Origin of the sequence: Burkholderia sp. BCC1047 (assembly GCF_902833155.1) — a bacterium.
GTDB lineage: Bacteria > Pseudomonadota > Gammaproteobacteria > Burkholderiales > Burkholderiaceae > Burkholderia > Burkholderia sola.
This window is the reverse complement of record NZ_CADFEH010000004.1, coordinates 59,410-78,298: the sequence shown is the minus strand read 5'-3', so window position 1 is coordinate 78,298 and position 18,889 is coordinate 59,410. Positions and strand designations below refer to the sequence as shown.

General features: G+C 65.9%; 14 protein-coding genes and 1 pseudogene. 5 read left to right on the top strand and 10 right to left on the bottom strand.

Annotated features, from left to right (window positions below):
• Positions 1 to 249: 249 nt before the first annotated feature.
• From HWX55_RS06410 to fdnG, 3 genes are read right to left on the bottom strand one after another with little or no spacing between them, the layout of a single operon-like run.
• Positions 250 to 876 carry a formate dehydrogenase subunit gamma gene (locus HWX55_RS06410; protein WP_089489179.1) on the bottom strand — a complete coding sequence of 209 codons (627 nt, stop codon included), beginning with the start codon at positions 874 to 876 and terminating at the stop codon, positions 250 to 252.
• On the bottom strand, positions 873 to 1,787 hold the full coding sequence (fdxH, locus tag HWX55_RS06405; protein WP_175974837.1) for a formate dehydrogenase subunit beta: 915 nt from the start codon (positions 1,785 to 1,787) through the stop codon (positions 873 to 875). Before fdxH ends, HWX55_RS06410 begins: the two co-directional genes overlap by 4 nt.
• Positions 1,788 to 1,797: 10 nt before the next feature.
• A complete protein-coding gene (gene fdnG, locus HWX55_RS06400) occupies positions 1,798 to 4,869 on the bottom strand; it encodes a formate dehydrogenase-N subunit alpha (RefSeq protein WP_143328897.1) in 3,072 nt (1,023 codons plus the stop codon).
• A 154-nt stretch (positions 4,870 to 5,023) separates the two neighbouring features.
• On the opposite strand from fdnG, the gene HWX55_RS06395 reads away from it, so the two are divergent.
• The 3 genes from HWX55_RS06395 to HWX55_RS06385 all read left to right on the top strand — a co-directional run bounded on the left by HWX55_RS06395 (position 5,024) and on the right by HWX55_RS06385 (position 8,412).
• Positions 5,024 to 5,968, top strand: coding sequence for a YihY/virulence factor BrkB family protein (locus HWX55_RS06395; RefSeq protein ID WP_175974835.1), 945 nt, complete (start codon positions 5,024 to 5,026; stop codon positions 5,966 to 5,968).
• A gap of 419 nt (positions 5,969 to 6,387) precedes the next feature.
• Complete coding sequence (locus HWX55_RS06390; RefSeq protein WP_175974833.1) at positions 6,388 to 7,545, top strand: porin; 1,158 nt, start codon at positions 6,388 to 6,390, stop codon at positions 7,543 to 7,545.
• Positions 7,546 to 7,938: 393 nt separating this feature from the next.
• Positions 7,939 to 8,412: a VOC family protein gene (locus tag HWX55_RS06385; RefSeq protein WP_175974831.1), complete on the top strand. Its 474-nt coding sequence runs from the start codon at positions 7,939 to 7,941 to the stop codon at positions 8,410 to 8,412.
• A gap of 154 nt (positions 8,413 to 8,566) precedes the next feature.
• Here HWX55_RS06385 and HWX55_RS06380 read toward each other — a convergent pair whose 3' ends face one another.
• The 3 genes and pseudogenes from HWX55_RS06380 to HWX55_RS06370 form a co-directional block, all read right to left on the bottom strand.
• Positions 8,567 to 9,358 carry an AadA family aminoglycoside 3''-O-nucleotidyltransferase gene (locus HWX55_RS06380; protein ID WP_175975078.1) on the bottom strand — a complete coding sequence of 264 codons (792 nt, stop codon included), beginning with the start codon at positions 9,356 to 9,358 and terminating at the stop codon, positions 8,567 to 8,569.
• Between the two features lie 45 nt (positions 9,359 to 9,403).
• Positions 9,404 to 9,499: pseudogene (locus HWX55_RS06375) on the bottom strand (ATP-binding cassette domain-containing protein); the annotation flags it as partial.
• Between the two features lie 220 nt (positions 9,500 to 9,719).
• Positions 9,720 to 10,169, bottom strand: a complete 450-nt coding sequence (locus HWX55_RS06370) for an HU family DNA-binding protein (protein WP_011548077.1) — start codon at positions 10,167 to 10,169, stop codon at positions 9,720 to 9,722.
• 257 nt (positions 10,170 to 10,426) lie between these two features.
• On the opposite strand from HWX55_RS06370, the gene HWX55_RS06365 reads away from it, so the two are divergent.
• A complete protein-coding gene (locus HWX55_RS06365) occupies positions 10,427 to 11,545 on the top strand; it encodes an acyltransferase (protein WP_175974829.1) in 1,119 nt (372 codons plus the stop codon).
• Between the two features lie 368 nt (positions 11,546 to 11,913).
• Here HWX55_RS06365 and galU read toward each other — a convergent pair whose 3' ends face one another.
• Positions 11,914 to 12,801, bottom strand: a complete 888-nt coding sequence (galU, locus tag HWX55_RS06360) for a UTP--glucose-1-phosphate uridylyltransferase GalU (protein WP_027782643.1) — start codon at positions 12,799 to 12,801, stop codon at positions 11,914 to 11,916.
• A 230-nt stretch (positions 12,802 to 13,031) separates the two neighbouring features.
• Positions 13,032 to 13,175, bottom strand: a complete 144-nt coding sequence (locus HWX55_RS06355) for a hypothetical protein (RefSeq protein WP_006479318.1) — start codon at positions 13,173 to 13,175, stop codon at positions 13,032 to 13,034.
• 216 nt (positions 13,176 to 13,391) lie between these two features.
• On the opposite strand from HWX55_RS06355, the gene HWX55_RS06350 reads away from it, so the two are divergent.
• The gene (locus tag HWX55_RS06350; protein ID WP_175974827.1) at positions 13,392 to 14,567 is read left to right on the top strand and encodes an acyltransferase; all 1,176 of its coding nucleotides are present in this window, start codon (positions 13,392 to 13,394) and stop codon (positions 14,565 to 14,567) included.
• A gap of 399 nt (positions 14,568 to 14,966) precedes the next feature.
• Here HWX55_RS06350 and HWX55_RS06345 read toward each other — a convergent pair whose 3' ends face one another.
• Positions 14,967 to 17,426, bottom strand: a complete 2,460-nt coding sequence (locus tag HWX55_RS06345; protein ID WP_175974825.1) for a glycosyltransferase family 4 protein — start codon at positions 17,424 to 17,426, stop codon at positions 14,967 to 14,969.
• Positions 17,423 to 18,889, bottom strand: a complete 1,467-nt coding sequence (locus HWX55_RS06340) for a flippase (protein ID WP_175974823.1) — start codon at positions 18,887 to 18,889, stop codon at positions 17,423 to 17,425. The genes HWX55_RS06345 and HWX55_RS06340 overlap by 4 nt, the downstream gene beginning before the upstream one ends.

Below are 18,889 nucleotides of genomic sequence, written 5' to 3'. Positions count from 1 at the left end.
ACCCGTGTCTAATTATCCATTTTAGGGGAATGCCCGAAATCACCCACATGGCGGCGTCGCTCGTCACTTGTTTGGCTCGGCCAAACGGCGCTCCTCGCTCCTTGCCCTGCGAGCGATTTCGGGCATTCGCATGCGCGTTCCATGCGCAAACAGCCCCCAAACAAGCGCCGACGAATCGGCGCTCTCGGGCGATTCCTGCGGTTGGCGGAGCAGCACGCCGCAATCGGCGTACCGCCCCGCTCCGCTGCGTTACTTCACGCTTTCACGGAACCACTTCGGGTGATGCTTGCGGGCCCAGCCCAGCGTGACGGTGCCGCGCACCATCGCGCCGATCGAACCCTTCACCCACAACGCCGCGTAAATGTGCACGATGATGCTCGCGATCAGCACGAAGGCCGCCACGGCATGCACGACAGCGGCCGCGCGGATCACCCCGATCGGGAAGTAGAACGAGAAGTAGCGCCGCCAGATCACGATGCCCGACAGCAGGAGCAGCAGCAGGCAGGCCACCAGCGTGAAGAATAGCAGCTTCTGCCCGGCGTTATAGCGCCCGACCGGCGGCAGCTTGTCTTCCTGGTTCGTCAGCACGTCGCCGATCTGCCTGAGCCACTGCCGGTCGTCCGCGTCGAGCGCATTGTGGTGCCAGAAGCGCACCACGAGAATCGCGAACGACACGAACATCACGAGGCCGACGAACGGATGCAGGATCCGCGTCCACTGGCCGCCGCCGAACAGCGCGGTGAGCCAGAACATCGACGGATGAAACAGCGCGAGCCCGGACAACGCGAGCAGCACGAACGTGATCGCGGTGATCCAGTGGTTCGTACGCTCGTTCGGCGTGTAGCGGACGATCAGGTTGGGGTCGTCGTGGTTCATTTCGCGTCCTCCTTGATGCGTCGCGCTTCGTCGCGGGCCGCGGCTTCCTCGTCGTCGGTGACCTCGTTCGGACCGACCCGCGTGTAGTGGAAGAACCCGGCCAGCGCGGTCAGCGCGAGGCCGGCGACCGCCAGCGGTTTCGCGATGCCCTTCCACAGCTTCACCATCGGGCTGATCGACGGGTTGTCGGGCAGCCCGTGATACAGCGACGGTTTGTCCGCATGGTGCAGCACGTACATCACATGCGTGCCGCCCACGCCTTGCGGGTCGTACAGCCCCGCATGCTCGAAGCCGCGTTCCTTCAGGTCCTCGATCCGCTCGGCCGCGTGCTGCTTCATGTCCTCCTTGGTGCCGAACACGATCGCGCCCGTCGGGCAGGTCTTCACGCAGGCCGGTTCCTGGCCGACCGCGACGCGGTCGGAACAGAGCGTGCACTTGTACGCGCGATGATCCTTCTTCGAGATCCGCGGCACGTTGAACGGGCAACCGGTCACACAGTAGCCGCAACCGATGCAGTTCTCCTCGTGGAAGTCGACGATCCCGTTGTTGTACTGCACGATCGCGCCCGGCGACGGACACGCCTTCAGGCAGCCCGGATCCTCGCAGTGCATGCAGCCGTCCTTGCGGATCAGCCACTCGAGGTCGCCCGCCGGGTTCTCGTATTCGGAGAACCGCATGACCGTCCACGAATGCTCGGTCAGGTCGGCCGGGTTGTCGTACACGCCGACGTTGGTGCCGACCTCGTCGCGCAGGTCGTTCCACTCCATGCATGCCGTCTGGCATGCCTTGCAGCCGATGCACTTCGATACGTCGATCAGCTTCGCGACGCTCCCGGTCACCGGTTCGCGCACCGTGGACGGTGGCGTCGTGGTGGCCGAGACCCGCTTGATATCCAGCGATTGCAATGCCATCTCTTTCCCCTTACGCCTTTTCGACCTTCACCAGGAACGACTTGAATTCCGGTGTATAGGAGTTGCCGTCGCCCACGGACGGAGTCAGGGTATTGGCGAGATAGCCGGGCTTCGTCAGACCCTTGAAGCCCCAGTGCAACGGGACGCCGACCGTCTGGACCTTCTTGCCGTCGACCGTCAGCGGCTTGATCCGCTTCGTGACGAGGGCGACCGCGATGATGTAGCCGCGCTTGGACGACACCTTCACGCGTTCGCCATGCGCGACGCCGACTTCCTTCGCGAGGTCTTCGCCGATCTCGACGAATTGCTCGGGCTGGATGATCGAGTTCAGCCGCGCATGCTTGGTCCAGTAGTGGAAATGCTCGGTCAGCCGGTACGTGGTCGCCACGTGCGGGAAGTCCGCCACCTTGCCGAACGACGCACGATCGTCCGGGAACACGCGCGCGGCCGGGTTGTTCAGCGCCAGCGGGTTGTTCGGGTGCAGCGGGTTCGCCGCGAGCGGCGTCTCGAACGGCTCGTAGTGCTCGGGGAACGGACCTTCGTTCATCCCCGCGCGGGCGAAAAAGCGCGCGACGCCTTCCGGGTTCATGATGAACGGCGCCATCCCGTTTTCGGGCGGTTCGTCGGCCTTGAAGTCCGGCACGTCGGCGCCCTTCCACGCGCTGCCGTTCCAGCCGATCAGCTTGCGGGTCGGGTCGAACGGCTTGCCGGCGACGTCGCACGACGCGCGGTTGTACAGGATCCGCCGGTTCGCGGGCCATGCCCACGCCCAGTTCAGCGTCTGGCCGATGCCGGTCGGGTCGGAGTTGTCGCGCCGACCCATCTGGTTGCCGGCCTGCGTCCACGCGCCGCAGAAGATCCAGCAGCCGCTCGCGGTCGTGCCGTCGTCCTTCAGTTGCGCGAACGCGGCGAGCTGCTCGCCCTTCTTCACGAGCGTCTTCGCCGGGTCCTTCGGATCGGGCAGATCGGCGAGCGCCTTCCCGTTGAACTCCATCGCCAGTTCTTCGGGCGTCGGGCTTTCCGGGTTCGCGTACGGCCAGGTCAGGTTCACGATCGGGTCCGGGTACTTGCCGCCGTCCTTCTGATACAGCTTGCGCATGCGCAGGAACAGCCCCGACATGATCTCGAGGTCGCTCCTCGCTTCGCCCGGCGGCTCCGCGCCCTTCCAGTGCCACTGCAGCACGCGGCTCGAACTGACGAGCGAGCCGTTTTCCTCCGCGAAGCAGGTGGTCGGCAGGCGGAACACCTCGGTCTGGATCTTCGACGCATCGACGTCGTTGTAGTCGCCGTGATGCTTCCAGAACTCGGACGTCTCGGTCGCGAGCGGATCCATGATCACGAGCCACTTCAGCTTCGCGAGGCCCGCCGCCGTCTTCACCTTCGACGGCGCCGCCGCGAGCGGATTGAAGCCCTGGCAGATGTAGCCGTTCATCTTGCCGGCATTCATCAGCTCGATCGCCTGCAGCAGGTCGTACTGCTTGTCCAGCTTCGGCAGGTAGTCGTACGCCCAGTTGTTCTCCGCGGTGGCCGCGTCGCCCCACCACGACTTCATGAAGCTGACGTGGAACGCCTTGTAGTTCTTCCAATAGCTGAGCTGATTCGGCCGCAGCGGTTCCTGCACGCGCTTCTTGATGTACGCGTCGAAATCCTGCTCGGCCTGCATCGGCAGCGTCATGTAGCCCGGCAGCAGGTTCGACATCAGCCCCAGGTCGGTCAGCCCCTGGATGTTCGAGTGACCGCGCAGCGCGTTCATCCCGCCGCCGGCGATGCCGATGTTGCCGAGCAGCAGCTGCACCATCGCGCCGGTGCGGATGATCTGCGCGCCGATCGAGTGGTGCGTCCAGCCGAGCGCGTACAGCACGGTGCCGGCGCGGCCGGGAACGGCCGTGGTCGCGAGCATCTCGCACACCTTCAGGAATTTGTCCTTCGGCGTGCCGCAGACCTGCTGGACCCTCTCCGCCGTATAGCGCGCGTAGTGCTGCTTCAGCAGGTTGTAGACGCAGCGCGGATGCTGCAGCGTCGGGTCGACCTTGACGAAACCGTCGTCGCCGCGCTCGTAATCCCAGCTCGATTTGTCCGGGTACGCGTGCTTCTCCGCGTCGTAGCCGGAATAGATGCCGTCGTTGAACGCGAAATCCTCGCGCACGATGAACGAGAAGTCCGTGTAGTTCTTCACGTACTCATGCTGGATCTTGTCGTTCGTCAGCAGATAATTGATGACGCCGCCCAGGAAGACGATGTCGGTGCCGGTACGGATCGGCGCGTAGTAATCGGCCACCGAGGCCGTACGCGTGAAGCGCGGGTCGACGACGATCAGCCGCGCCTTGCGGTGCGCCTTCGCCTCCGTTACCCACTTGAAACCGCACGGATGGGCCTCGGCTGCATTGCCGCCCATCACGAGAATCACGTCCGCGTTCTTGATGTCGACCCAATGGTTCGTCATCGCTCCACGGCCAAACGTCGGGGCAAGACCTGCCACCGTCGGGCCATGTCAGACACGCGCCTGATTGTCGAATGCGAGCATCCCGAGACTGCGGATGGTCTTGTGCGTCAGGTAGCCGACCTCGTTGCTGCCCGCCGAAGCCGCCAGCATGCCGGTCGTCAGCCAGCGGTTGACCTTCGCGCCGTCTTCGGCCGTCTCGACGAAGTTCGCGTCGCGGTCGGCCTTCATCAGCTTCGCGATGCGGTCGAGCGCGTCGTTCCACGAGATGGGTTCCCACTTGTCCGAGCCGGGCGCACGATACTCGGGGTGCGTCAGGCGGTTCGGGCTGTGGATGAAGTCGATCAGGCTCGCGCCCTTCGGGCACAGCGTGCCGCGATTGACCGGGTGGTCGGGATCGCCTTCGATATGGATGATGCTCGGCTGCGCGTTTTTCGCGCCGTCGCCGAGGCTGTACATCAGGATGCCGCAACCTACTGAACAGTAAGGACAGGTGTTGCGCGTTTCGACGGTGCGCGCCAGTTTGTACTGTCGGACTTCGGCCAGCGCTTCGGACGGAGAAAAGCCCATCAGGGCAAGACTCGATCCGGCAAGCGACGTGGCGGTCACCTTCAGGAACTGGCGCCGGGACATTTGTAGCATGGCGGTCTCGGCGTTATTGTGGGGTGGGGTACGACTGAAAGGAATTATAGACAGTTCAGGCAACTCTGACCGAATCCTCGGATCAATACCGATTTGTCCGACCAACCTGCGATCAACCCGCGATGATCCGCGTTCCGCGCGCAACCGAACCGTCATGAAACGACAGATCACTTCCGAAGCCACCCGTCTCGCCCAGCAGCAGGCCAACTGGGCCCTCACCGCGTTCAAGCGCTTTTCGTCCGACCGCTGCTCCGCGATGGCCGCGGGCATCGCGTTTTTCTCCGCGTTCTCGCTCGCGCCGACCCTCGTGATGGTGATCGCGGTGGCCGGCTGGTTCTACGGCGACGACGCCGCGCGCGGCCAGGTGTTCGAACAGGCGCACCAACTGATCGGCGACGACGCGGCGGCCAGCATCCAGACGATCGTGCAGAACGCACACCGCGCGGGCCAACGCGGCGGCCTCGCCACGCTGATCTCGTTCGCCGCGCTCGCAATCGGCGCGTCGGCCACGTTCGCGTCGCTCAGCGCCGCGCTCAGCGTGATCTGGCCGGCCACCGAAAGCCGCTGGTCGAGCATGCTCGGCCTCGTGCGCGTGCGGCTGATTTCGTTCGGGCTCGTGCTGGGCGTCGCCTTCCTGCTGATCGTGTCGCTCGTGCTCGACACCGCGATCACCTTCGTCGGCACCTGGCTGCTCGGCGATTCCCCGTACGTGGTTGTCACGAACCTCATCCAGTTCTTCGTCGGCATCGCGGTGCTCGCGGCCGCGTTCGCATCGCTGATGAAATTCCTGCCGGATGCGCGCGTCGCGTGGCGCGACGCGGCGATCGGCGGCGTCGTGTCGGCGATCCTGTTCTCCGGCGGCAAGAAGCTGTTCGCGCTGTATCTCGCGCATGCAGGCACCGCGAGTGCGTTCGGCGCGGCCGGATCGTTCGCGGTCCTGCTGATGTGGCTGTACTTCTCCGCGATCGTGCTGCTGCTCGGCGCGGAATTCGCGGCGGCCCGCGGCGACGCGCATCGGCCGGCCGAGCATCCGGCGCCGACCGCGTCCGCTCAGGCAGTTCAACCCGGTCACACCGACGATCGCCCGCGCGACGACTGATTCACCCGCCCTCTGCAAGCGGACGCGCATCGGTCTAACGCGCGCCCGGCACACGCCTCTCCCCTTTGCAACCCCGTCGTCCCGCCGCGCATGCGCGCGGTGTCGACGCATGCGTGGCACGCCGACATGCGCCCACCTGCAACGGCAAACGTTTGCACACCCTCGTTTCGTTGCTGCAACCGGCCAAAACAACGGATCTACGGCCATGCGCATCAACTATTGAAACAATCGCGGCGCAGCAATTGTCAACTGTTTCATAAACAGGAACAGTTGCTGATGTGCTTGATCTATATGGACTTTTTCCCGCTGTTACCTTTTCGAGACACTTTATTTTTTGAGCTTTCTTGCGTGTATGGCACTGAGCTATTCTCCAATCCGCAACAAATAACGATGAATCACTTGCGTGGAGAAACTCAACGATGAAGAAACTTGCTCTCTCGACCCTCTCGCTCGCCCTGCTGGGCGCCGCTGGTGCTGCTCAGGCTCAGTCGAGCGTGACGCTGTACGGCGTGATCGACACGTCGATCACCTATGTTCACGGTAACGACGGTCAAGGTAACAATTCGTGGTCGATGGGTAGCGGCAACCTGCAAGGCGCCCGCTTCGGCCTGAAGGGTTCGGAAGACCTCGGCGGCGGCCTGAAGGCGATCTTCCAGTTGGAAAACGGCTTCAACTCGGCAACGGGTGCACTGGGCCAAGGCCAGCGCATGTTCGGCCGCCAGGCTTTCGTCGGCCTGCAAAGCGACCAGTACGGTACGCTGACGCTGGGCCGCCAGTACGACCCGCTCGTCGACCTGGTTCAGGCAGTCACGGCTGACAACTACTTCGGCAGCGTGTTCGCCACGCCGGGCGACGTCGACAACAACGACAACAGCCTGCGCGTCAGCAACGCGATCAAGTACACGTCGCCGGTCTGGGCTGGCCTGCAAGTCGAAGCGATGTACGCACTCGGCGGCGTCGCCGGCGCAACCGGCAAGGGTCAGACGTGGGCAGCAGCTGCAGCCTACAACAACGGCCCGGTCGGCCTGGCTGCAGGTTACTTCCACGCGAACAACTCGGCTCCGCTGAGCGCCGCTGGCGTGCGCACCGGCTGGGCCGGCACGTCGGACGCGATCTTCGACGGTTCGGGCAGCTTCATCAACAACGCCTACTCGTCGGCATCGTCGATCGGTATCGCGCAAGTCGCTGGCCAGTATGCATTCGGCCCGGTGACGGTCGGTGCCGGCTACAGCAACGCGCAATACAAGGCTGATGCGAACTCGGGCTTCGGCACGAACCAGAAGTACAACACGGGCCGCGCATTCGTCACGTACCAGGCATCGGCACCGCTGCTGCTCGGCCTCGGCTACATCTACACGAAGGGTAGCGGCCAGACCGACGCCAAGTACCATCAGGTTTCGCTCGGCGCGGACTACTCGCTGTCGAAGCGCACCGACGTGTACCTGGTTGGCGCATACCAGCACGCAAGCGGCCACAACGCCGACGGCACCGAGGCGCAAGCGTCGGTCGGCTCGTACGGCATCGCCGGCAAGAGCTCGCAGGAAATCGTCGCACTCGGCCTGCGTCACAAGTTCTAAAAACGAAGTATCCGGTGTGCATGGCGTCTCCGACGCCTTGCCGCCGACCTGGAAAGCCAGCCCCGGTTTCGGCCGCGGCTGGCTTTTTTTCGTCCGTCTCCGGCAGGCGAGGCCGACATCGACCGCAAGGCCTCCGCGCCCAAGCCGGGACCCGATGCAAGCCGGCGCGCCGGCAGCGGCGCCTGGCGGCTGCAATCCACCCGCAACCCCGTTTCCGATGGCCGGAGAGGTCGCCGTTTCTCCGTTGAGCGCCTATCATCCGCACAGCCGGCGCCGCCCGGGTTAACCGACGCAGGATTTATTTGCGCCGCGTGTCGATTTCGGCGGGCGTCGTCCGTCGTATCGATGGCGGCATACGGTTTGCCCCGCACCCATGCAGACAGGAGACTCGTCATGACGATTCAGAAGATCACGCCTTTCCTCTGGTATTCGACGGAAGCCGAAGAAGCCGCGGCCTTCTATGCCGGCATCTTTCCGGATTCGCGCATCGTGCGCGTCACGGCCGTGCCCGGCACCGACGGCACGCGGATGGTCGAATTCGAGCTGTTCGGGCAGCCATTCTTTGCGATGAGCCACCCGCGCACGGAGGCGTTCAATCACTCGATCTCGCTGCTCGTCAGCTGCGCGGACCAGGCGGAACTCGACCGCTACTGGAGCGCCCTGCTCGACAACGGCGGCACGGCCGACGGCTGCGGCTGGCTGAGGGATCGCTACGGCGTGTCATGGCAGATCGTTCCGGAAGCGCTCATCCCGATGATGGCCGACCGCGACGCGGTCAAGGCCGGCCGCGTGGCCGCCGCGATGATGCAGATGACGAAGTTCGACGACGCCGCGCTGAAAGCCGCCTTTGCGGGCACCGCGGGCTAATGACAGGCGTCCGGCTGCGCATGCGTGATGCCGCGCCGGATCGCCGTCTGCGCGCACCCGGCTCGACGGGTCGCGCATGCATCCGGCTCGAACGGGTTCGCTATCCGTGGCAGGCGGGCCGTAAGCCGTTAACGTGCTTCGCCGGCGCCCGCCGCTATGCCGACAGCATCGACTCGATCGCGCGCCGCGCGTAGCCGATGAATTCGGCCAGCGGCTCGCCCGACAGAATCGCCGCGCCCGCTTCGCCATCGACATAGGCAGCACGCGCAGCCGCGACGACCGGCCGGTGCGCGTCCGGCAAACGCGTCAGCACCCACGTCGCGGCGGCGTCCTTCGGTGCGATCCCGCCGGTCGCGGCGCTGTACCAGATGCGCGCGAGCGCGAGCACAATGTTGCACTCGTCGCCGCGCCAGTCCGGCTCGGCCTTCCACTGCGCAACGGTCGCGAGCAACGCGGCGACGAAGTCGCGCACCGGCACCGGCTCGAACAATACGTTCGCGGGCGACCCGACCAGCGCGACACTGTGCTGTTGCGCCTTCGTCAACAGGATGGCCAGATCGTGATCGATCAGCGGCGGCTCGACGATGCCGGCTTCCAGATCGCCGCGCAGCCACTCGCCGAACTGCAACTCGCGTCGCGCGGGATGACGCCACGGCACCACGTCGCCGTGCGCGATGACGGTGACCTCCAGCGCACGCATGCCGCTGCTGCGACCCGGCGGCGCAGACACGCCGAGCAGGTCCGACATCAGCGCGCGCCGCAGCGCTTCGTCCGGGCGTACCGCTACCGTCACCAGCAAATCGATGTCGCTGCGCGGTTTCAGGCCGCCGTCGAGCGCCGATCCGAACAGGTGGATCGCTTGCAGCGTCGCGCCGAGATGCCGTTCGATCGCGACGCGTGCGGCGGCGAGCTGTGCGGCGATCTCATGCGGAATGAAATCGGTCATCACGACGGCAAACCTGACGACGCGCGCCCAACGGAACGCGAAGAAACGACACCCGGGCAGCGCCACTGCGAGCGTCGACTTCCCCGATCGCGATTCGCCGACGATGCCGAGCGTTTCGCCCTGCCGCAGCGACACCGACACGCGTCGCGCGAACGAAGCTCGCCGCTCGGCGATGGGGATGCAGATGCGCGACATACGATCCGCCGCGCGTCATACGCCGGGCAACCGGTGATCGCCATGCCGCCTGTTCGCCGCCGCGCGCGTTGCGCGGCGCAATAAAAATCCCCGCACGCTTTCGCGTACGGGGATCTCGGGACATCGCAACGGCTGCCGACTTGCATTCGGCAGTCGTTGCGCGGCATTACGCTGCCGCGTCCTTCAGCTTCTTCAGCGCACGTGCCTTCACGCGCACGCTGGCCGGCTTCGCCGGGAACCAACGCTCTTCGCCCGTGAACGGATCCTTGCCGAAGCGCTTCTTCTTCGCCGGCACGACTTGTGCCGTGATCTTCAGCAGGCCCGGCAGCGTGAACTCGCCCGCGCCCTTCTTGTGAACCGAGCCCAGCACGACGTTCTCGAGTGCGACGAGCACTGCCTTGACCGCCTTCACTTCGACAGCTGCGCGCTCAGCGATGTGCGTTGCGAGCGATGCCTTCGTGAACTTGTCCTTCAGCGGCGTCGGAGCAGCCGGTGCTGCCTTTGCGACAGCCTTCTTGGCCACTACTTTCTTCGCGGGCGCAGCCTTTTTGGCAGCCACTTTCTTGGTGGCCGGTGCGGCAGCCTTCTTGGCCACCTTTTTTGCGGAAGTCGCCATGTTTCTCCTACCAGGTGTGGTCGTTGGATACACGAAGCGTGCAACGCGCGCGCTTCAACGCCGGATTCTACAAGCGCCTTGACGCTTCGTGCAGTACTTTTATGCGTTTTCGCGGGGTTTCCCGCAGGTTTTGTTGCGCGCGACCGACTTCATCGACGCCCGAGCGTGAAAAAACACCTTCACGTATGGGCCCGAACGCGAATTACGTTCGATATTTGCGCACCTATACTGGGCGTGCTCAATGCCCGGATGCCTCCATGCGCGAAGTCAGATACGTCAAAGGACTCGACGGCCTGCGAGCCCTCGCCGTCATCCTCGTTTTCCTGTCCCACAAGGGCCATGTCCTTGCCGTCGACGTCGGCAAGCTTGGCGTGTGGACGTTTTTCCTCATCAGCGGATTTCTGATCGTCGGCGAGCTGCATCGCAACCGCCAGGCGGTCGAGCGCGGCGCCATGACGCGTCGCCACGCGCTCGCGCTGTTCCTCGCGAAGCGCGCGCTGCGGATCTTTCCCGTCTACTACCTGCTGCTCGCCGCGCTCGCGATCGCGCACGCGCTGTTCTACCAGCGCGACGTCAACCTCGGGCTCGCATGGCACGCGGTGTTCCTGTCGAATTACTGGATCGGCGTCGTCAAGGACGGCTGGCCGGGCTCCACGTCGCACTTCTGGAGCCTCGCCGTTGAACAGCAGTTCTATCTGATCGCCCCGCTCGCGCTGCTCGCGGTGCCCGCCGCGCGACACGTCGCGCTCGGCATCGCGGCCGTCGCGCTGTGCGCGCTCGCGCATCTCGCGCTCTACCTGTCCGACGCGTCGCCGGTGCTGATCTACGCGTTTTCCCCGTGGAATTTCGCGTTGATCGCGCTCGGCGGCGTCGGCGCGATGGCGCTCGCCGATCGCGGCGCGGCCGCCGCGCGCCGCGTGCCGCCCGGCTGGCTCGGCGCGGCCGGCGTCGCCTTCTTCCTCGTGCTGCCCGCCTGCACGGCATTGCCCGATGCGGTCGCGGGGCTCGCGGATCTCGGCCTGTCGGTGTCGCTCGGCGCGCTGATGCTGTGGATCGTCAGCGCGCCCGAGCATCCCGTCGTCGCGCTGCTCGACTGGGCGCCGCTCGCGTATCTCGGCACGATCAGCTACGGCTTCTACCTGTTCCACAACCTGATTCCGGCGCGCTTCGGCGCGCTGCCCGCGTCGTTCGCGCATGTGCCGATGCCGGAAATCGTCCGCGACGCGCTGCCGGAAATGCTGCAATTCGCGCTCGCCGTGCTGCTTGCGCACCTGTCCTGGCGTTATCTCGAAAAACGGCTGCTCGACTTCAAGAAGCCGATCGCCGCGCTGCTGGCCCGACACTTCGCCGCGCAACCGAGCACGTCGCCGCGCTGAGCGGTGGGCGGCGGGAACCGGATCGGAACGCGTCGATACCGGTGACGCCCGGCAGCCGGCGGCCAAGTGCTTGGCAGCCGATGCCGCGTCATCGCACGACACCCACGCGAGCGTCGTACAACCCGCGCAATCCATCCGCCTATCCGGTCACGCGACGAATGCGTCGGCACCGGTTTCACGCGCTACGCTCCGCCTCATCGACCTACTTCGCCGCCGCGCGCCAGCGCCCTCCGCCCGTCCGAGGAGGTGCGACATCCAGACGTCACGCACCACGCTCGTGCGCCCGCCAAAAACAAAAAAGCCCCGGCGCGCGAGCGGCCGGGGCCAACGGAACAACCACCACCTGAAACGACGGAGCGCGCGGCCGCTTAAGCGACGGCAGCCAGCGCGGGCAAGCAGGTACGCAGGTACGCCTCGAATTCGCGGCTCACTTCCGGATGCTGGAGCGCGAGCTCGACAGTGGCCTTCAGATAGCCGATCTTGCTGCCGCAGTCGAAACGCGTGCCGTAGTAGCGATACGCGAGCACCTGTTCGTTCGCGAGCAGCGACTGGACGGCGTCGGTGAGCTGCAGTTCGCCGCCCGCGCCCGGCTTGAGCTTGCGCAGATGATCGAAGATCGTCGGCATGAACACGTAGCGGCCGACCACGCCGAGGTTCGACGGCGCATCCTCGGGCGCCGGCTTCTCGATGATGCCCGACAGCTTGATGATGTCCTCTTCCCACTCCCGACCTTCGACGACGCCATACGAGCGACTGTCTTCGCGCGGGATCGTCTCCACGCCGATCACCGAGCTGTGATAGTGGTCGAACACGTCGACGAGCTGCTTGAGCACCGGCTGTTCGCCGTGCAGCAGGTCGTCGGCGAGGATCACCGCGAACGGCTCGCCGTGCACGAGCTTCTCCGCGCACAGCACCGCATGGCCGAGGCCGAGCGCTTCCGGCTGGCGCACGTAGAAGCAGTTGACGTGGCTCGGCTTGATGCCGCGCACGAGCTCCAGCAGCTTTTCCTTGCCGCGCGCCTCGAGCTCGGCCTCGATCTCGTACGACTTGTCGAAATGATCCTCGATCGCGCGCTTGCTGCGCCCGGTGACGAAGATCATCTCGGTGATACCGGCGTTGATCGCTTCCTCGACCGCGTACTGAATCAGCGGCTTGTCGACGACGGGCAACATTTCCTTCGGGCTCGCCTTCGTTGCCGGGAGGAACCGCGTGCCGAGACCGGCAACGGGAAACACGGCCCTGGTGACTTTCAACATGTTCGCATCCTGATAGCGTTGACTGCGCCGCGTCGACCCGCGACCCGGCGCGATTGTGTTCCGAACGGCATATCGAGAATCGACGGTACTGCCAATTCCGCTCCGCTCATTTTCGATATGAACTGATTGCCCGATTATTCCGGAAAAAATATAATCGCTTCAACCCGGTCGATATTGCCGAACCGATTGCCGAAGCAGAAACAAATTACCGATTTTCCGGATACAAATTCTTACGATTCGAATTCCTCGATATAGGGCACGCCGCCCCGCTCGAGGCCCGGGCGGATCGGTTCGTTCTTCAGCGCCTCGCGGTACGCCGACAGCACGGCCATGACCAGCAGTACTGCAGCGCTCGCGATCCAATGCATGTCCATCTTGCCGCTCCTTGCATCAATCAACTGGAGCTTCAAACTATCAGAAAAAAATCGGCAAATAATTCGTGCCCGTCGCGGAACCGCTTTCAGGCCGCGATAAACCCATGATGCGGAATACCGATATTTCCGGGCGAGATTTTTTTATTCATTGACCGAATTCTTGCGCATTACGATTGGATGAACTTCCCGTCCATCCGTCGCAAGGAATCGAATCGCATGCAAGCTTTCAGCGGATCGTCTCTGGCCGCGCCGCCCGTCGCCGACCATAAGGAACACGTGATCGACGCGATGCGCGGCTTCGCGGCGCTGCTCGTCGCCTATTTCCACTGCCGCCAGGTCGTCTGGGTCGGCATGCAGAGCTTCCATCAGGCTTACGGTCATGCACTCAGCCCCGGCGCGATCGCCGGCTACCTGACCTTCCCGTTCGCGTGGGGCTCGGCCGGCGTCCCGATCTTCTTCGTGATCAGCGGCTACTGCATCCACCGCAACGCGGCGCTCAAGCTCGCGGCCAATCCCGCGTACCGGCTCGACGCGCCGAACTTCTGGGTGCGCCGCTTCGCGCGCATCTACCCGGTGCTGCTCGCCGCGCTGCTGTTCACGCTCGCGCTCGATGCGGTCAGCCTGCAGATCGAGCCCGTCAGCCACAAGATCCGCGACGTCGGCCTCGTCGCGTTCCTCGTGAACCTGTTCTCGCTGCAGGGCGTCGCCGGCTACACGTACGGGTCGAACGGCGCGCTGTGGACGCTGTCGCTCGAAGTGCAGTTCTACGCGATCTACCCGCTGCTGTTCGCGCTGCGCCGGCGCATCGGCATGCCGGCCGTCGTCGCCGCGGTGGCGCTCGTCAACGTCGCGTCGGCGTGGCTGCTCGAACGGCACGACCTGCAGTTCTTCACGTCGTACTGGCTGTCCTGGACGATCGGCGCATGGATCGCCGACGTGCGCGCGCAGCAGTCGCGCGGCACGGCCGTCGTGCCGTCGCGCGCGTGGTACGTCGCGGCCGCCGTGCTGCTGGCCGCCGGCTGCGGCGCATTCCATTTCGGCCAGTACGGCGCGTTCCAGCTGTGGTCGGCCGGCTTCGCATGCTTCCTGTACCGCGCGCTCGCCCGGCCGCCGCGCACGACGCCGCCGCTGCGCGTGCTGAGCTGGTTCGGCGACTTCAGCTACTCGCTGTACCTGATCCACCTGCCGCTGTTCGTCTGCCTCGGCTCGGTGCTGTTCCACTCCGAACTGCAACTGTCGATCTGGCCGTCGTTCGCGTTCATGGCCGTCGCGGTTCCGGTCGCGTACCTGTTCTACCGGATGTTCGAACGGCCGGCGATGATGTGGTCGGCCAGCTTCAAGCCGGCCCGCACCGCCCGCGTCGTCGCGTCGACGCCCGAACAGGCCGCCTGACGCGAGCCGGACGGCTCGATCGGCCGTCCGGTCCGGAGCCCTCGCGCGGCGTGTCGCTGCGCGGGGGCTTTTTCATGGCCGGCACGCGGTTGCAGGGCGGGTCGACAGGGAATGGGCAGCCCGCCGCCCTCCGACCGCACTACGGCCCGCACGGGCGCCTTCTGCGCGGTGGCCGAAGCACGCGCGCGACGGTGTCGACTGCTCGCTTCACGTTCCCGACGGCCCGATCCTGTTCCAGAGGGCGCTCGGCTACGCTCGCGCCCGACTCCGACCCGGGGCGCAAACCAGCCTGCCCGTCCCGACCACACGCCTCGCCCGCTGAAAAGCAAAGCCCCCGCGCAGCGCAACGCCGCATGGGGGCCCCGTTTTCCGCGGCTTTCCGCCGGCTCCCGCCGGCTGCTACTTCTTCGCGCTCGCCGCCTTGGCAGCCTTCGCCGTATCCGCGAGGATCTTCTCGACCCGCTCCACGTAGGTTTCGGTCCCGAACCGGCGCACGGCGGTCGCGCGCCCGCTCGCGACGAGCCGCTCGCGCAGCGCGCGGTCGCGCTTGAGCGTCGCCAGCGCATCGGCCAGCGCGGCCGCGTTGCCCGGCTCGCAGAGCAGCCCGTTGTCGCCGTCCTCGATGATCTCGACGACACCGCCCGCGCGCGCCGCGACGACCGGCCGGCGCGCGAGCATCCCCTCGACGATCACGCGCCCGAACGGCTCCGGCGTGATCGACGTGTGCGCGACGACGTCGACGGCCGTCATGCACGCGGCCACGTCGCGCTGGAAGCCGAGGAAATGCACGCGCTCGTCCATCGCATGCTGCGCGACGTATTCGTGCAGTTGCGCCGCATAGTCGTCCTCGCCGAACAGCGGCGCGCCGACCAGCACCACGTGCATGTCCGGATGCCGCGCGGCGGCCTCCAGCAGCACGTGCTGCCCCTTCCAGCGCGCGAGACGGCTGAACGAGCCGACCAGCCATGCGTCCGCGGGCAACCCGAGGCGCGCGCGCAGCGCGGCCTGGCTCACGCCTTCCAGCGCATCGAATGGTTCGGCCGAAATCCCGTTGAACACGACGTCGACGTGCTGCGGCGTGAAGCCGGTCAGCGCGCGGAACGCCTGCGCGGATGCGTCGGAGTTCGCGATCACGCGCGTGATGCCGAACCGCGCGCAGTACTTGATCGCCTGCAACTGCTTGCCGCCGAAATGGTCGGTGCTGACGATGTCGCGCAAATGCCAGACGACCGGCTTGCGCGCGAGCCGCCCGGCGAGCGCGGCGACCACCATCGCGCGTTGCGTGTTCGCGTAGATCACCTCGGCGCGGCGCGCGCGGCGGGCGACGTCGCGCACCAGCCGCACGAGCTGCTTCACCGCGCCGAACGACACGCCGCCCTGCTTGCGCACGCCCGCGAGCGCGCCCTGCTGGACCACGTCGACGCGCGCGCCGATCTCGTCGAGCGCCGCGCGAAACGGGCCGTCGTCGAACAGCAGCACGTCGGCGTTCGCGCGCATGTGCTTCATGATCTCGAGCAGCGACAGCTCGGCGCCGCCGAGCACGCCGCTCTGGTCGAGCACGAGCGTCGCCGGGCCGCGCGGGACCGGCAGCGGCGCCGCCGTGCCGCGCTGCGCGGTCGAGCCGGGCAGCGCTTGTTCGACGTAGTCGAGGAAGCGCCGCCGGAACGTGTCGGCGGAAAACCGCTCCGCGTTCGCGCGGCACGCGTCGGGCGTGAAGCGCTGCGGCGCGCGCTCGAAATCATCGACGGCCGCGACGATCGCGTGCGGCGTCTGTTCGTCGAAGAAAAGGCCGGTCGGGTTCAGGTTCGACTGCGGGTCGAGCACGGTTTCGAGCGCACCACCCTTGCCGTACGCAATCACCGGCGTGCCGCACGCCTGCGCCTCGACGACCGAGATCCCGAAATCCTCCTCGGCCGCGAACACGAACGCCTTCGCGCGCCGCATCCGGTCGTGCAGCACCGCGAACGGCTGATAGCCCATGATCTCGACGTTTGGGCCCGCCTTCGCGCGAATCTTCTGCATCTCGGGGCCGTCGCCGATCACGACGAGCTTGCGCTCGGGCGTCTTCGAGAAGGCTTCGACGATCAGGTCGATCTTCTTGTACGGCACCATCCGCGACGCGGTCAGGTAGAAATCCTCCTTCACCGCGTTCAGCGAGAACGCGTCGACGTCGACCGGCGGGAAGATCACCGCCGCGTCGCGGTGGTAGACCTTCTTGATGCGCCGCGCGATGAACGCGGAATTCGCGACGAAGCCGTCCACCGCGTTCGCGGTGCGCGTATCCCAGTTGCGGATGTAATGAAGAATCATCCGCGCGAGCAGCGATTTCGGCCCGTGCGTGAGGTTCGACTGTTCCAGATACTGGTGCTGCAGGTCCCACGCATAGCGGATCGGCGAATGCACGTAGCTGATGTGCACCTGGTCCGGCCCGGTGAGCACGCCCTTCGCGACCGCGTGGCTGCTCGAGATCACGAGGTCGTACTCGGACACGTCGAGCTGCTCGATCGCGAGCGGCATCAGCGGCAGGTAGCTGCGGTACTTGGTGCGGGCGAACGGCAGCTTCTGGATGAACGACGTCGTCACCGGCTTGCCGCGCACGAACGCGCGATCGTCGAGGAAATCGACGAGGCTGAACAGGTCCGCGTCGGGAAAGCACGCGACGATCTGTTCAAGCACGCGCTCCGCGCCCGCATAGGTGACGAGCCAGTCGTGGACGATCGCCACGCGCAGCGCACGCGCCGGCTGTCGCGCGCCAGCGCGCTCGGCCGGGTGCAGCGCGGCGGCGTCGCCGGCGTGGACCACGGCGGCATCGGCCGTGGCGAGATTCAGGACGGCGTGTTCCGCCAGATCGCGATTCATGCGGTTCTCCTCGCATTGAGACGGGCAAACAGGTCGCGCACGAGTGCGCGCAATCCCGGCGTCATCGTGAGCGACCACGCGACGTTCAGCACCAGCACGACCGCGCACATGCCGATCGACTGGACGAGCCCCGGCCATGCCTGCGCCAGGAACAGGCTCGCGAGCAGGAACGCGAGATGGGCGAGCATGTCGAGCACGATCGCGCGCATCCGGATCGCCGACAGGTACAGCAGCACGCCGTAGTCGACGAGCGCGCGCGCCGCGACGACCACGGCCGCGCCGATCAGCCCGAAGTGATGAATGCCGAACCACAGGCCGCCGACGAAGAACGGCATCTCGACGAGTCCGGCGAATGCCGCGCGGGCCGGATTGACCTGCGACTGGATCAGGATGCGCGTGACGCTCGCCTGACCGACGAGCCACACGCTGATCACCAGCACGCGGCCGACCGGCGCCGAATGCGCGGCGAGATCGGCGCCGACCCACAGCGTGAGGAACGGCGCGAGCGCGAAGATCGCGACGATGCCGACCGGCGTGAACACGCCGTTCAGGAATTCGAGCGACTGGCGCGCGAGCGTATCCGCGTGATCGCGGCCGACCGCCGACAGGCGCGGGAACAGCGTGCGCACCAGCGCGTTCGGCAGCATGTTCAGCCGCGTGACGAGGTTCTGCGGCACCGTGTAATACGTGACGAACTTCGCGCCCATGCCGGCGCCGAGCATCACGCGGTCGAGCGTGTCGGCGATCATGCTCGTCGTGCTCGCGATCAGCATCCAGCCGCCGAAGTTGAACAGCCCCTTCGCGGTGCCCCACTGCGGCGGATCGATGCGGCGAATCCCGAGCACCTTGATGCTGGCCTGACCGAGCATCACCGCCGCGATCAGCCGCGCGACGACGGCAGCAGCCAACACCGTCTGCAGGTTCGGCGCGATCCACCACGCGGCGCCGAGCGGCAGCAGCTGGAACAGGAACGTGCCGATCGTCTGGTTCGTATTGAACACGCCGAATCGTTCGGCGCCGTTGATCGCGCCGGCGAACACCCACGACACGTTCGCGAGCGGAATCGCGAGCGCAAGCCACGGCAGCGCCAGATACACCTCGTGCTGCATCGCGGCCGACACCTTCGTGAAATACGCGGTATAGACGAACGCGCCGAAATAGATCAGCAGGCCGCCGACGATGCCGGTGCCGAGATTCAGCCAGAACGCGCTCCAGAACACGCGCGCGCTTTCGTCGGCGTTGCCGCTCGCGAGCGCCTTCGAGATGTGGTTCTGCGCGGCCATGCTCATCCCGAGATCGAGGATCCCGAAATAGCCGATCAGCGTCCATACGAGGCTGACGACGCCGTAGCGTTCGACGCCGAGCGCGTGGATGTACGCGGGCACCGTCACCAGCGACACGAAGGTCGGCAGGATCAGCCCGATGAAGTTGATCGAAACGTTCTTGAGTATGCCTTTGTCCAT

What these genes read in the sequence shown, in the direction of transcription:
- HWX55_RS06385 (WP_175974831.1), top strand. Translation starts at nt 7,939, where the DNA reads ATGACGATTCAGAAGATCACGCCTTTCCTCTGGTATTCGACGGAAGCC.
- HWX55_RS06410 (WP_089489179.1), bottom strand. Translation starts at nt 876, where the DNA reads ATGAACCACGACGACCCCAACCTGATCGTCCGCTACACGCCGAACGAG.
- HWX55_RS06355 (WP_006479318.1), bottom strand. Translation starts at nt 13,175, where the DNA reads ATGGACATGCATTGGATCGCGAGCGCTGCAGTACTGCTGGTCATGGCC.
- HWX55_RS06395 (WP_175974835.1), top strand. Translation starts at nt 5,024, where the DNA reads ATGAAACGACAGATCACTTCCGAAGCCACCCGTCTCGCCCAGCAGCAG.
- HWX55_RS06365 (WP_175974829.1), top strand. Translation starts at nt 10,427, where the DNA reads ATGCGCGAAGTCAGATACGTCAAAGGACTCGACGGCCTGCGAGCCCTC.
- galU (WP_027782643.1), bottom strand. Translation starts at nt 12,801, where the DNA reads ATGTTGAAAGTCACCAGGGCCGTGTTTCCCGTTGCCGGTCTCGGCACG.
- HWX55_RS06340 (WP_175974823.1), bottom strand. Translation starts at nt 18,889, where the DNA reads ATGGACAAAGGCATACTCAAGAACGTTTCGATCAACTTCATCGGGCTG.
- fdxH (WP_175974837.1), bottom strand. Translation starts at nt 1,787, where the DNA reads ATGGCATTGCAATCGCTGGATATCAAGCGGGTCTCGGCCACCACGACG.
- HWX55_RS06370 (WP_011548077.1), bottom strand. Translation starts at nt 10,169, where the DNA reads ATGGCGACTTCCGCAAAAAAGGTGGCCAAGAAGGCTGCCGCACCGGCC.
- HWX55_RS06350 (WP_175974827.1), top strand. Translation starts at nt 13,392, where the DNA reads ATGCAAGCTTTCAGCGGATCGTCTCTGGCCGCGCCGCCCGTCGCCGAC.
- HWX55_RS06345 (WP_175974825.1), bottom strand. Translation starts at nt 17,426, where the DNA reads ATGAATCGCGATCTGGCGGAACACGCCGTCCTGAATCTCGCCACGGCC.
- HWX55_RS06380 (WP_175975078.1), bottom strand. Translation starts at nt 9,358, where the DNA reads ATGACCGATTTCATTCCGCATGAGATCGCCGCACAGCTCGCCGCCGCA.
- HWX55_RS06390 (WP_175974833.1), top strand. Translation starts at nt 6,388, where the DNA reads ATGAAGAAACTTGCTCTCTCGACCCTCTCGCTCGCCCTGCTGGGCGCC.